This is a genomic window from Rhodococcus sp. ABRD24, from assembly GCF_004328705.1.
Classification (GTDB): Bacteria; Actinomycetota; Actinomycetes; order Mycobacteriales; family Mycobacteriaceae; genus Prescottella.
The window spans coordinates 5,026,984-5,040,110 of sequence record NZ_CP035319.1 but is presented as its reverse complement, the minus strand read 5'-3'; the positions used below and the strand labels follow the sequence as shown (position 1 = coordinate 5,040,110).

11 protein-coding genes are annotated in these 13,127 nt (G+C 66.9%); 2 read left to right on the top strand and 9 right to left on the bottom strand.

The window, feature by feature from the left end; translation table 11 throughout:
* Window positions 1-14 precede the first annotated feature (14 nt).
* The 7 genes from inhA to ERC79_RS22580 all read right to left on the bottom strand — a co-directional run bounded on the left by inhA (window position 15) and on the right by ERC79_RS22580 (window position 7,217).
* Window positions 15-812: an NADH-dependent enoyl-ACP reductase InhA gene (gene inhA / locus ERC79_RS22610; protein ID WP_131580564.1), complete on the bottom strand. Its 798-nt coding sequence runs from the start codon at window positions 810-812 to the stop codon at window positions 15-17.
* 52 nt (window positions 813-864) lie between these two features.
* Window positions 865-1,587 (bottom strand): 3-oxoacyl-ACP reductase FabG1, encoded by a 723-nt coding sequence (fabG1, locus tag ERC79_RS22605; protein WP_131580563.1) that lies wholly within the window; start codon window positions 1,585-1,587, stop codon window positions 865-867.
* A gap of 69 nt (window positions 1,588-1,656) precedes the next feature.
* Window positions 1,657-2,637 (bottom strand): VWA domain-containing protein, encoded by a 981-nt coding sequence (locus tag ERC79_RS22600; RefSeq protein ID WP_131580562.1) that lies wholly within the window; start codon window positions 2,635-2,637, stop codon window positions 1,657-1,659.
* Window positions 2,634-3,590 carry a DUF58 domain-containing protein gene (locus ERC79_RS22595; protein WP_131580561.1) on the bottom strand — a complete coding sequence of 319 codons (957 nt, stop codon included), beginning with the start codon at window positions 3,588-3,590 and terminating at the stop codon, window positions 2,634-2,636. Before ERC79_RS22595 ends, ERC79_RS22600 begins: the two co-directional genes overlap by 4 nt.
* Complete coding sequence (locus tag ERC79_RS22590; RefSeq protein ID WP_131581497.1) at window positions 3,587-4,672, bottom strand: MoxR family ATPase; 1,086 nt, start codon at window positions 4,670-4,672, stop codon at window positions 3,587-3,589. The genes ERC79_RS22595 and ERC79_RS22590 overlap by 4 nt, the downstream gene beginning before the upstream one ends.
* 148 nt (window positions 4,673-4,820) lie before the next feature.
* On the bottom strand, window positions 4,821-6,197 hold the full coding sequence (locus ERC79_RS22585) for an NlpC/P60 family protein (RefSeq protein ID WP_131581495.1): 1,377 nt from the start codon (window positions 6,195-6,197) through the stop codon (window positions 4,821-4,823).
* 426 nt (window positions 6,198-6,623) lie between these two features.
* Window positions 6,624-7,217 carry a DUF6676 family protein gene (locus ERC79_RS22580; protein WP_207390391.1) on the bottom strand — a complete coding sequence of 198 codons (594 nt, stop codon included), beginning with the start codon at window positions 7,215-7,217 and terminating at the stop codon, window positions 6,624-6,626.
* 335 nt (window positions 7,218-7,552) lie between these two features.
* On the opposite strand from ERC79_RS22580, the gene acnA reads away from it, so the two are divergent.
* Both acnA and ERC79_RS22570 read left to right on the top strand, forming a co-directional pair.
* Window positions 7,553-10,354 carry an aconitate hydratase AcnA gene (gene acnA, locus ERC79_RS22575; protein WP_131580560.1) on the top strand — a complete coding sequence of 934 codons (2,802 nt, stop codon included), beginning with the start codon at window positions 7,553-7,555 and terminating at the stop codon, window positions 10,352-10,354.
* 191 nt (window positions 10,355-10,545) lie between these two features.
* Window positions 10,546-11,112 (top strand): TetR/AcrR family transcriptional regulator, encoded by a 567-nt coding sequence (locus ERC79_RS22570; RefSeq protein WP_131580559.1) that lies wholly within the window; start codon window positions 10,546-10,548, stop codon window positions 11,110-11,112.
* 1 nt (window position 11,113) lies between these two features.
* On the opposite strand, the gene ERC79_RS22565 is transcribed toward ERC79_RS22570, so the two are convergent.
* The gene (locus ERC79_RS22565) at window positions 11,114-11,335 is read right to left on the bottom strand and encodes a helix-turn-helix domain-containing protein (protein ID WP_131580558.1); all 222 of its coding nucleotides are present in this window, start codon (window positions 11,333-11,335) and stop codon (window positions 11,114-11,116) included.
* Between the two features lie 142 nt (window positions 11,336-11,477).
* The gene (locus ERC79_RS22560) at window positions 11,478-13,109 is read right to left on the bottom strand and encodes an ABC-F family ATP-binding cassette domain-containing protein (protein WP_131580557.1); all 1,632 of its coding nucleotides are present in this window, start codon (window positions 13,107-13,109) and stop codon (window positions 11,478-11,480) included.
* Window positions 13,110-13,127 lie beyond the last annotated feature (18 nt).

Here is a 13,127-nt window from a genome sequence, read left to right as displayed (position 1 = left end):
CTGCTGCGGACGGGTCAGCCCACCACGGCGTGGAAGCCGCCATCGACGTAAATGATCGACGCGGTCGTTCCCGGTAGCCAGTCCGAGAGCACGGTGCACACGCTCTTGGCGACGGGGGTCGGATCGTCGACGTCCCAGCCGATCGGCGCCGCACTGTCCCAGGCGGTGTTCAGCTTGTTGAGTTCCGCGCCGGAGCCGGTCGCGTCGCCCGCGATCGCCTTGGCAGCGAGCGTCTTGACCGGGCCGGCCGCAACGAGATTCGAGCGGATCCCGCGAACGCCGACCTCCTTGGCAACGTACCGATTGACCGCCTCGAGGGTGGCCTTCGACACACCCATCCAGTTGTAGAACGGCATCGCACGGGACGGATCGAAGTCCATGCCGACAATGGACGCGTTGTCGTTGAGCACCGGCAGCAGCGCCTTGGCGAGCGAGGCGTACGAATACGCGGAGATCTCCATCGCGTTCGAGATGTCCGACCACGGGGCATCCAGGAAGGGGGCGCCCAGGCCCGAGCGCGGCGAGAATGCGATCGAGTGCACCACGCCGTCGATACCCTCGGGCGCCAGCTCGCGCACCCGATCGGCGAGCGTCGCGAGATGCCCGTCGTCCTGCACGTTGAGCTCGACGGCGGGCGGAACCGGCTGCGGCAGACGCTGAGCGATCCGGTCGATCAACCGCAGCCGATCGAAGCCCGTGATGATCACCTTCGCGCCCTGCTCCTGCGCCACCTTCGCTACGTGGAACGCGATCGACGAATCGGTGATGATGCCGGTGACGAGAATGGTCTTACCCGCGAGCAGTCCGCCCATGATGGTTCTCCTGTAGATGAAAGTCAGTGGGTGCGTGGAGTTTCGGACGGACCTAGTGGCCCATGCCCATGCCGCCGTCCACGGGGATCACGGCACCCGAGACATACGCGGAGTCCTCGGAGGCGAGAAAGCTGACCACCGCCGCGACGTCCTCGGGCCGGCCCAGACGCTGCAGCGGGATGAACTTCTTGGCGGTCTCGCGGAGATCGTCCGACAGGTCCGCGGTCATATCGGTCTCGATGAAACCCGGCGCCACCACGTTCGCGGTGATCGACCGCGAACCCAGTTCCCGGGTGATCGAACGTGCCATGCCGATGACACCGGCCTTCGACGCCGCATAGTTGATCTGACCTGCCTGGCCCGCCAGGCCGACGACCGAACCCAGGAAGATCATCCGCCCCCAGCGCGCACGCAGCATCGCCCGGTTGGCGCGCTTGGCACACCGGAAAGCACCGGTCAGGTTGGAGTCGATGACCCGCGAGAACTGCTCCTCTTCCATGCGCATGAGCAGCGTGTCGTCGGTGATACCCGCATTGGCGACAAGCACCTCCACCGGACCCTGATGCTGCTCGACCTCGGAGAACGCGCGGTCGATCGACTCTGCGTCGGTGACATCGCACTTCACCCCGAACAGCCCCTCCGGCACGCCCGAGCCCCGGTGCGTGACGGCCACCTTGTGACCGTCGGCCAGGAGCCGCTGCGCGACGGCCAGGCCGATGCCGCGGTTGCCTCCGGTCACGAGCACGGAGCGGGACGTGGTGCTGGAATTCGACATGCGATCAACCTATCTGTTCGACGGGCGGTTTCGGGCGCAGGTGGATGATTTCGACGAACCGGACAGCGGTCAGGGCAGGCGTTGCCGCAGGACCAGCGCGGATCCCAGCCCGCCCGAAATGAACAGCACGCCGAGAATCAGCCACGGTCGGCTCGCATCGCCGCGGGCGTTCTCGAACCCGATCTGCTCCTCGAGGGTGTCGTACACGTCGCGCAGTTCCTCGAGACTCGATGCGGTGAAGAAGCCGCCGCCGGAGAGGTTCGCGATCTCCCGAAGTGACGGATCGTCCACCGGCACCGGGATACGGTCGCCATTGATCGAGACGGTGCCATAGCTCGTGCCGAACGAGATCGTGGAGATCGGCACGGCCTTCTCCTTCGCCAGCCGGGCCGCGGTGAATCCGCCCCGCGGATCAGTGGGACTCTCCGGCACCGTCTGCTTGCCGTCGGAGAGCAGCACGATGCGCGCCGGCGGCGCCTGGTCGCTACCACCGAGCACGGCCGCCAGCGTGTCGATCGACTGGAGCGAGGTGAAGATCGCCTCGCCGGTCGCGGTGCGCTCGCTGAGCTCGAGGTTCTCGATCGCAGCCTTCGTCTCTTCGCGGTTCGGCGTGGGTGACACCAGCACCGAGGCGGTACCCGCGAACGCGACCAGACCGAGATTGATTCCGGGTGTCAGCCCGTCAGCGAAGGATTTCGCGGCCTCCTGAGCGGCTGCGATCCGGCTGGGCTCGACATCAGTGGCCTTCATCGACAGCGACACGTCGATCACCAGGACGACCGTCGCGCGGTTGCGCGGGACCCGCTTGTCCGCAGTGGGCCCGGCGAGGGCCACGGTGAGGAACAACAGGCCGGCGAGCACGAGCGCCGTCGGGATGTGCCGGGTCAGGTTGGGCCGCTTGGGTGCAACCTTTTCGAGCAACTCCATGTTCGCAAAGCGCAGCACGTGCTTCTGCCGACGACGTTGGATATAGACGTATCCGGCGGCGAGCGCGGCGACGACCGCCAGGAACACCAGCCACCACGGGGACGCGAACTGCGACAGGCTCATCGGCGCGGCACCCGGTTCGTCGTGGCCCCGTAGCTGTGCCGGCGCGACGAAACGAACCGAACGACATCGGAAATCCAGTCGCGGTCGGTGCTCAGACTCAGCCGTGGCGCGCCGCACCGACGAAGGGTCGCCTCGACGTCGTCACGGTGCGCCTGCGCTGCCGCCGCGAAGTCGGCCCGCAGCTTCGGCGTGGTGGTGAACTCCCGGGTACGTCCGGACTCGGGGTCGAACAGCACGACATCACCCGCATCGGGCAACGCCATGTCGCGCGGGTCGAGCACCTCGACCGCGAGCAGTTCGTGCCGTCCGGACAGTGCCCGCATCGATCGTTCCCAGTCGATCGGCCCGAGGAAATCGCTGATCACGACCGCCATTCCGCGGCGCCGCTCGGGACGTCGCAGCGACTCGAGTGCACCCTTCAGATCACCTCGGACCCCGTCGGGCGCATGGGGGGTGGACGCGATTCGGCGCAGCATTCCCTGCGCGTGGACGCGGCCGCCGCGCGCCGGGATCCGCACCGTGCGGTCGCCGGTAGCGACGATCGCACCGATCCGATTACCGCTGCCCCCGGCGAGGAACGTGATCGCGGACGCCGCCGCCACTGCGAGGTCCCGCTTCTCGCACGAGACGGTACCGAAGTCGAGGCTCGATGACAGGTCGACCACGAGCCAGGTCTCGAGCTCACGGTCGGCGACGGTCTGCCGCACGTGTGGATGCGTCGTTCGCGCGGTGACAGACCAGTCCATCTGCCGGACGTCGTCGCCCGGCTGATACTCGCGCGCGTCACCGGGCTCTGATCCTGGCCCGGGGATGAGCCCGAGATGGTCGCCGTGCAGGACGCCGTCGAGGCGTCGGCGCACGGTGAGCTCGAGAGTGCGCAGGGCGGCCGTCAGTTCGGGATCACGAAGCGACCCGGACCGCAGCGACGGCACCGCGCCTGAGCGCCCGGTCACCGTTGCTGGGGGCCCGCCGTTGCGGCCGGGACCGGACCGGCATCGAACGCCGGTGCAGGCTGCGTCACCGGTTGCGCACCGACCTGCGGCAGCCCGACCGTCTGCAGCACACGGGTGATGATGTCCTCTGGCGAAACCTCGTCGGCCAGTGCGTCATACGACAAGACCAGGCGGTGCCGAAGCACGTCGGGGATGAGCTCGAGAACATCCTGTGGAACCACGTAGTCGCGGCCTCGCAGCAGCGCGAGGGCGCGCGACGCCGCAATGATGCCGAGGGTCGCGCGGGGCGACGCGCCGTAGGCGATCCAGCCGGCCACGTCGTCGAGTCCGAACTGCCTGGGCGAACGGGTCGCCGAGATCACCCGCACTACGTAGTCCACGAGTGCGTGGTGGACAAAGACGCCGCTGGCGACCGCCTGCAGTCGCACGAGCTCCTGAGGGTCGAGGATCTGACTCGGTTCGGGCGCCGCGACTCCCATCCGGTAGACGATCTCGCGTTCCTCCTCCACCGACGGGTAATCGACGAGGACCTTGAACAGGAAGCGGTCGCGCTGCGCCTCCGGCAGCGGGTACACGCCCTCGTTCTCGATCGGATTCTGCGTCGCCATCACCAGGAACGGTTCCGGCATCTCGTAGGTCTTGCCGCCGATCGAGACATGCCGTTCTGCCATGACTTCGAGCAACGCCGACTGCACCTTCGCGGGCGCACGGTTGATCTCGTCGGCGAGCAGGAAGTTAGCCACGACCGGACCGAGTTCGGTGTCGAACTGCTCGCGACCCTGACGGTAGATGCGCGTGCCGATCAGATCCGTGGGGACGAGGTCCGGAGTGAACTGGACGCGGGAGAACGAGCCTCCGACAACCTTCGCGAACGTCTCCACGGCGAGGGTCTTCGCGACACCGGGAACGCCCTCGAGCAGCACGTGCCCTTTCGCGAGCACACCGACGAGCATGCGCTCCACCAAACGGTCCTGCCCGACGATGACCCGCTTGACCTCGTAGATCGCCCGCTCGAGCGTGTGCACGTCACGAGCGAGATCCGACGGCGACGCCCCCTCCGCTACCGAGCCGGCTACCGCCACGGCATCGGATACGGCTCGTGAATCAGACGCAGCGCCGTCACGTGAGGTCACCAAGAGTCCCCGCTTCCACCTAAATCGATTCGACCGAAAAACCTGTACGCCCAACTATTCCAGGTGTCGCCCCGCGCCGGTACGGAGATGACGTGAGCTACGACACCATACGGACAGCGTAGGCGGTCATCCCGTCCCATCGCACGGGCGAGACCTTGACGATCGACCCGGACTGGGGAGCTTCGAGCATCTGCCCGTTGCCCAGGTAGAGCGCGACGTGCTGGCTCGCGTTGGGACCGTAGAAGATCATGTCGCCGCGCCGCATCTCGGACGACGGCACCTGCGTGCCGGCGGTGTACTGGTACCCGGTGTAATGGGGCAGCGAGATGCCGACACCGGCGAAGGCGTAGATCATCAGCCCGGAGCAGTCGAACCCGACCTTGTTGAAGTCGCCGAAGCTGTCAGCCACTCCACCGTCACGGATACCGAGGGTGGGGCCGTTCTCGTTGCCACCGCCCCATGCGTAGGGCAGACCGAGCTGCGACATGCCGCGGTCGATGACGGTCTCGATCGCCGCGCCACCCGTCACCGCGGGCGCCATCGGTTTCGGCTTCGGTTTCACCTGGGCCGGCGCCGCAGCGGTTCCGCCACCACCGGAATCAGAGTCCTCGTCGATCTGGGTATGCGGGCGTTGACCGTTTGCGAGTTCGGCCGCGCGCTCACGGGCCGACTGGTCCTCGGCTGCCCGGCGTGCGGCCTCAGCTGCCGCCGCAGCAGCAGCTGCCGCTTCCGCGGCCTGACGCTGGTTGTCCCACGTGATGTAGGCATCGCGCTGGCCCTGCAGCCCCGCGACACTGTCACGGGCCGCATCGAGCCGGGCCTGCGCGGAGTTCCGGTCGGCCTCGATCTGCGCCTTTCGCGAGGCCTGCTCCTGGAGCGCAGTCCGGGCCACTGTGATCGCCTGCTCGGCCTCCGACTTCTTGGATTCGGCCTCGCTCGCGGCCGCGTCCGCCCGCTGTTTCGCCTCACGGGCAGCCGAATCCCGGTTGGCTTGCTCGGTGCGTGCGCGCTGGAGGTTCTCGAGGACAGCCTTCTGACTCGCCGAGAGCAACCGCATCACCTGGGCGCGGTCCAGGACATCGTCCGGACCGGTGGCGCCGAAGAACGACGACAGCGAGGCGACGTTGCGACCCTTGGTGTAGCTGGCGACGGCATAGTCGGTGAATCGCTGCTGCGCCCGCTCGATCTGAGTGCCCGCATCTCGCAGGGCCTGCTGGGATTCTGCGACCACGCCGCCCGCGGCGTCGACGGCCTCGCGGGCAATCTGCAGGTCCACCAGCGCCTTGTTGACACCCTCGCGTTTGATCGCGACCTCGTCGTCCAGCCGGGAGAGCTGCTGATTCGCGGACGCAACCTGGTTGATCAGATCGCCGACTTGCGAGACGCTCTCGGACACCTGTGCGTTGCCGTTGGCGATATCGGTGTCGGACGGATTCGGTGGCGGCGGCGGGACGGCGGCGGCAGTGCCCGGCATTCCGGCCACGAGAGCGCCGACGATGCCGACTCCCACCACGACGCGGGCGATACGCGAGCGCCCTCGTGAGAATACTGGGCGCGTCACGCCTGCGCGTGATCTGCTTCGCCTCACAAGACCCTCCCTCACTGCTGCGACCGAACCGGCTGGGACCCGATCCGTGTGGGGAGGAATGACGTAGCCGGGCACACCTGCACGACGTGCCTTCCGCGCGACAACACAGCTGTCACACGAATCAACACATCACACCCTGCGACACTTCTTCCCCAAAAGTGCCAAGGGCACCGTACGACACTTTGCGCTCTGTGGAAACTCCAGTCACAAATGACGTGGGAATAATTCAACCAGCGGAAATACCGCGAATGTGTCGAAACGGCGGACTGATTCGCAACCGTCCCAGCGATCACTCATGCGCTGGACAGAAGATCAACGTCCCCGAGGATCGCTCGGCTCCCGGGCCGCGCCGTCGCCGGCAGACTGATCCGAGGGCACGGCCTCCGGGGGCTGGTGGGCGTCAACGGTCTCGGGGCCGCGCCGCACCTTCGCCACGTAGGACACGCCACCGACGAGCACCACCAGCACCACGAGCAGCGCGGTGATCAGGCCCCACGACACTCCGGGCTCGGTGATCTCGTCGAGGAAATTGTTCGCCGAGACGACCGGATCGCCGATGTAGGTGCGATCCTGTCCGGCCTCGAGTACCACGCGGCTCACGCTGTCGCTGTAGGTTCCGGGCGCCGACGGGCCGAGCACCAGCACGGTGCCTCCCTCAACCTTGCCGACCTCGGTTGCGAGATCGCGAAGCTGCTCGGGCCTGCCCGGATCCTTCTCCACGACCACGACGCTGAGCTTGATGCCGTGTTCCTGGGCCCTGAGCACAACATCGCGGAGGCCGTCCACCTCGGAGGCAGGCGCCGCGACACCGTCGTCGGCAAGGTCCGCGAGCACTGTCTCGACGGAGCCGCCGTCGGGAATCATGGCGACGTGCGGAAGCAGAACGGGCGCTATTTGAGCAGGCATCTCTCATCCGGGGTCGATGTGGGAACGGCAAGCCTCGACTGAACAGTACGTGACAGTAACTTTCGCGAACGTCACGTACCGCTAATCGCCGTCACGCCGCGATTCGTTGCGCACCCGGGCCGGCTGCGTGAGGATTGGACCGACGCGATCGGCTCCGGACAGTCGCAATGCAACCCTCGAATCTCACAGGACAAGCGTACTGTTAGACTCTCCACGAGACGCATGCGGAGCTGTGGGCCCGGTCCCTGATCGAGCCGTGCACCTGTTCGCGTGCCTCGCTTCAGCCGTCGACACAGCCCCGTCGACGGCGAACCTCAAAGACGAGTGGAGCTGACGTGACCACCAGTATTGATTCGTTCGGCGCCAAGGGAACGCTCGAGGTCGGAGACAACTCGTACGAGATCTTCCGCCTCGCTTCCGTCCCCGGCACCGAGAAGCTGCCGTATGCACTGAAGGTTCTCGCCGAGAACCTGCTGCGCACCGAGGACGGCGCCAACATCACCGCCGATCACATTCGCGCCATCGCGAATTGGGACCCCTCGGCCCAGCCGAGTGTCGAGATCCAGTTCACGCCCGCGCGCGTGATCATGCAGGACTTCACCGGCGTGCCGTGTGTCGTCGACCTCGCCACGATGCGTGAGGCCGTCACCACCCTCGGCGGTGACCCGAACAAGGTCAACCCGCTCTCCCCCGCAGACATGGTCATCGACCACTCGGTCATCCTGGACGTGTTCGGCCGCGCCGACGCCCTCGAGCGGAACGTGGATCTCGAGTACCAGCGCAACGGCGAGCGCTACCAGTTCCTGCGCTGGGGCCAGGGCGCGTTCGACGATTTCAAGGTCGTCCCCCCGGGCATGGGCATTGTGCACCAGGTCAACATCGAGTACCTGGCGCCCACCGTCATGGTCCGTAACGGACAGGCCTACCCCGACACCTGCGTCGGCACCGACTCGCACACCACGATGGTCAACGGCCTCGGTGTGCTCGGCTGGGGCGTCGGCGGCATCGAGGCCGAGGCAGCAATGCTCGGCCAGCCCGTCTCCATGCTGATCCCCCGTGTCGTCGGCTTCAAGCTCTCCGGTGAGATCAAGCCCGGCGTCACCGCAACCGACGTCGTGCTCACCGTCACCGAGATGCTGCGCAAGCACGGCGTCGTCGGCAAGTTCGTCGAGTTCTACGGCGCGGGTGTCGCCGAGGTTCCGCTGGCCAACCGCGCGACCCTGGGCAACATGAGCCCCGAGTTCGGTTCCACCGCAGCGATCTTCCCGATCGACGGCGAGACCATCAACTACCTGCGTCTGACCGGACGCTCCGAGGAGCAGCTCGCGCTCGTCGAGGCGTACGCCAAGGAGCAGGGCATGTGGCACGACGCGGACCACGAGCCTGTGTACTCCGAGTACCTCGAGTTGGACCTGTCGACGGTCGTGCCCTCGATCGCCGGCCCGAAGCGCCCGCAGGACCGCATCCTGCTGTCGGAGTCGAAGGACGCGTTCCGTCGCGACATCGTCACCTACGTCACCAACGGCGCCGAGGCTGCCCACTCCGCACTGGACGAGGCAGTCGAGGAGTCGTTCCCGGCGTCCGACCCGGCCTCGACGGCCGGCGTCTCCGACGTCGCCGCGGTGGTTCCGTCGGCCGCCAACGGTTCGCACGGACGTCCGAGCAAGCCGGTGAAGGTCACCACCGATCGTGGCGAGTTCGTTCTCGACCACGGCGCGGTTGCGGTTGCAGGCATCACGTCCTGCACCAACACCTCGAACCCGTCGGTCATGCTCGGCGCCGCACTGCTCGCCCGCAATGCGGTCGAGAAGGGCCTCGAGACCAAGCCGTGGGTCAAGACCAACATGGCGCCCGGTTCGCAGGTCGTCTCCGACTACTACGAGAAGGCCGGCCTGTGGCCGTACCTCGAGAAGCTCGGCTTCTACCTCGGCGGCTACGGCTGCACCACGTGCATCGGTAACACCGGTCCGCTGCCGGAGGAGATCTCCAAGGCGATCAACGAGCACGATCTGTCCGTCACCGCGGTGCTCTCCGGCAACCGCAACTTCGAGGGTCGTATCTCCCCCGACGTCAAGATGAACTACCTGGCGTCCCCGCCGCTCGTCATCGCGTACGCGCTGGCCGGCACCATGGACTTCGACTTCGAGGTCGACGCCCTGGGCCAGGACCAGGACGGCAACGACGTCTTCCTCAAGGACATCTGGCCTTCGGCCCAGGAGATCGACGACACGATCAAGTCGGCGATCAGCCAGGACATGTTCCGCAAGTCCTACGCGACGGTCTTCGCGGGCGACGAGCGCTGGCAGAACCTGGCCACCCCGGAGGGCGACACCTTCGCATGGGACGAGAAGTCGACCTACGTCCGCAAGGCGCCGTACTTCGACGGCATGACGATGGATCCGGCTCCGGTCACCGATATCGCGGGCGCGCGTGTGCTCGCCCTGCTCGGCGACTCGGTCACCACGGACCACATCAGCCCGGCCGGCCCGATCAAGCCCGGCACCCCGGCCGCGCAGTACCTGGACGCCAACGGTGTCGAGCGCAAGGACTACAACTCCCTGGGTTCGCGTCGCGGTAACCACGAGGTGATGATCCGCGGCACGTTCGCGAACATCCGTCTGCGCAACCAGCTCCTCGAGGACGTCTCGGGCGGCTACACTCGCGACTTCACCCTCGAGGGTGGCCCGCAGTCGTTCATCTACGACGCGTCGCAGAACTACCAGAAGGCCGGCATCCCGCTGGTCGTGCTGGGCGGCAAAGAATACGGGTCCGGCTCCTCTCGTGACTGGGCCGCCAAGGGCACCAGCCTGCTCGGCGTCAAGGCCGTCATCGTCGAGTCCTTCGAGCGCATCCACCGCTCGAACCTCATCGGCATGGGCGTTGTCCCGTTGCAGTTCCCCGCTGGAGAATCGGCGGCCTCGCTGGGCCTGGACGGCACCGAGGTGTTCGACATCTCCGGTATCGCGAAGCTGAACGAGGGCGTCACCCCGGCGACGGTCAAGGTCACCGCGACCAAGACCGACGGCAGCAAGGTGGAGTTCGACGCGGTCGTCCGCATCGACACCCCCGGCGAGGCGGACTACTACCGCAACGGCGGCATCCTGCAGTACGTGCTGCGCAACATGATCCGGGGCTAGGCGCTAGCGCACCTGTGCGCGTTTTCGGCCCCTAGAAGAGCACAAAGCGCTCACGACCAGTTTCGCTGTAAGGCGAATGAGAGATCAGTGGTCGTGAGCGCTTTGTGCATAACGCGCGAATTCGTACGGAAGGCCGAAAACGCGCACAGGTGACCGACGTAGGAGTGTCGCCTGGACGAAGGAGGAAGCCGTTGCCCAAGGTCAGTGAAGACCATCTCGCGGCGCGGCGGAGCCAGATTCTCGATGGCGCCCGCCAGTGCTTCGCGCAGTACGGCTACGACGGCGCCACCGTGCGCCGCCTCGAGGAGACCACCGGGCTCTCGCGTGGTGCGATCTTCCACCACTTCAAGGACAAGGACGGCCTGTTCCTGGCCCTCGCCCACGAGGACGCCACCCGCATGGCCGACGTGGTCGCCGAGGGCGGCCTGGTACAGGTGATGCGGGACATGCTCGCCTCCCCCGAACAGTTCGACTGGCTGGGCACCCGGCTCGAGATCGCGCGGCGGCTGCGAACGGACCCCGAGTTCGCGCAGGACTGGACCCAGCGCAGTGCCGAACTGACCGAGGCCACCGTGCGTCGACTGGAGCGGCAGAAGTCCGCCGGGCGGCTGCGCGACGACCTGCCCACCGACGTCCTGCTCGACTATCTCGACCTCGTCCTCGACGGTCTCATCGCCCGGATCGCATCCGGGCACGGCGGCGAAAACCTCTCGGCCGTACTCGATCTCGTCGAGGAATCGGTGCGACGCCGGGACTGACTCAGCCCGTCCGTTTGCGCCGGTTCGGTCCGCCACGTCTGCGCAATGTCACGTCCGCCTCGACGAGCACGTTGTGGATGAATCCATACGAGCGGCCGGTCTGATTTGCGAGGGTTCGAATGCTCGCGCCGGCCTCGTACTGGGCTTTCAGTTCGTCGCGGAGCTTGTCACGCGATTCCCCGGTGATGCGGGCCCCCCGCGAGATTCCCGTGCTCTCCGCCATGATGACCTCCGGTCAGCTGAGCGAGCCTCGGTTTCCAGGCTAGATCACTTTCCAGCACGTGATCAACGAAACCGGCGGCTGCGCCGCCCGTGCGCCATTTGTGTAGTCCCAACTACCAGAATCGCGCACGGGCGCGAAGCGCCTAAGCAAGCTGGATGAGCTCGAGGTACTCCTGCGACCAGTGATCCTCGGTTCCATCGGGCAGCAGAATGACGCGCTCGGGGTTGAGGGCCTCCGCGGCACCGGGGTCGTGCGTGACGAGGACGACGGCACCCTTGTAGCTGCGTAGCGCGTCGAGCACCTGCTCACGCGAGATCGGGTCGAGGTTGTTGGTCGGCTCGTCGAGCAGCAGCACGTTTGCCGCCGAGGACACCAGCCCGGCCAGCGCCAGACGTGTCTTCTCACCACCGGACAACGTGCCGGCCGGCTGCTCGAGCTGCGGGCCGGTGAACATGAATGCGCCGAGCAGCGAACGCAGTTCCTGCTCCCCCGTGTCCGGCGCGGCATGCCGAATGTTCTCCCACACGGTGGCATCGTCGTCGAGGGTGTCGTGCTCCTGCGCGAAGTACCCGATCTTCAAACCGTGGCCGGGGACCAGCTCGCCCGCGTTGGGTGTTTCGGTGCCGGCCAGAATGCGCAGCAGCGTCGTCTTTCCGGCACCGTTGAGCCCGAGCACGACCACCCGGCTGCCGCGGTCGATCGCCAGATCCACCCCGGCGAAGATCTCCAGGGAGCCGTACATCTTGGTGAGGTTCTCCGCCATCAGCGGGGTCTTGCCGCAGGCGGCCGGCTCCGGGAAACGAATGTGCGCGACCTTGTCGTCCACCCGCACCTCGTCGAGCGCGGCCATCATCTTGTCGGCCCGCTTGGCCATGTTCTGCGCGGCCGTAGCCTTCGTCGCCTTCGCGCCGAGCTTGGCCGCCTGCACACGCAGCGCGCCGGCCTTCTTCTCCGCGTTGGCACGCTCGCGACGCCGACGCTGCTCGTCGGTGGCGCGGGCGTCGAGGTACTTCTTCCAGCCCATGTTGTAAATGTCGGCCTCGCCGCGGACCGCGTCGAGAAACCACACCCGGTTCACGACGTCATCGAGCAGATCCACGTCGTGGCTGATCACGATCAGGCCACCGTCGTGGTTCTGCAGGAACCCGCGCAGCCACGTGATGGAGTCGGCGTCGAGGTGGTTGGTGGGCTCGTCGAGCAGCAGCGTCGTGTTGGACTTGCCACCGGAGCCGTCCGACGCCGCGAACAGGATGCGCGCCAGCTCGACACGGCGACGCTGACCACCCGAGAGGGTGCGCAGCGGCTGCTCGAGGATGCGATCCGCCAGCCCGAGGCTGTTGCAGATACGCGCGGCCTCGGACTCGGCCACGTAGCCACCGAGCGCGGAGAACCGGTCCTCGAGCGAGCCGTACTTGCGCACGGCCTTGTCTCGAACCGCGTCGTCGACGGCCTCGGCCATGATGGTCTGCTGCTTCTCCATGCTGCGCATGATCTCGTCGAGGCCGCGAGCGGACAGGACACGATCCTTCGCGAGGACGTCGAGGTTGCCCTCCTTGGGGTCCTGCGGCAGATAGCCCAGATCACCGCTGCGGACCACCGCGCCCGCATAGGGCTCACCCTCACCGGCGAGGATGCGCAGGGTCGTGGTCTTGCCGGCGCCGTTACGACCGACCAGCCCGATCCGGTCTCCGGCCTGCACCCGCAACGCCGACCCCGGCGCAGTCAGCAGCGTCCGCACACCGGCGCGGACTTCGAGGTCGGTGGCGGTTATCAAGAAAGTCTCCTCGGTGAG

Coding starts and splice junctions, on each gene's coding strand:
- ERC79_RS22580 (WP_207390391.1), bottom strand. CDS start 7,217: ATGCCTGCTCAAATAGCGCCCGTTCTGCTTCCGCACGTCGCCATGATT.
- ERC79_RS22565 (WP_131580558.1), bottom strand. CDS start 11,335: ATGGCGGAGAGCACGGGAATCTCGCGGGGGGCCCGCATCACCGGGGAA.
- fabG1 (WP_131580563.1), bottom strand. CDS start 1,587: ATGTCGAATTCCAGCACCACGTCCCGCTCCGTGCTCGTGACCGGAGGC.
- ERC79_RS22585 (WP_131581495.1), bottom strand. CDS start 6,197: ATGCCGGGCACTGCCGCCGCCGTCCCGCCGCCGCCACCGAATCCGTCC.
- inhA (WP_131580564.1), bottom strand. CDS start 812: ATGGGCGGACTGCTCGCGGGTAAGACCATTCTCGTCACCGGCATCATC.
- ERC79_RS22600 (WP_131580562.1), bottom strand. CDS start 2,637: ATGAGCCTGTCGCAGTTCGCGTCCCCGTGGTGGCTGGTGTTCCTGGCG.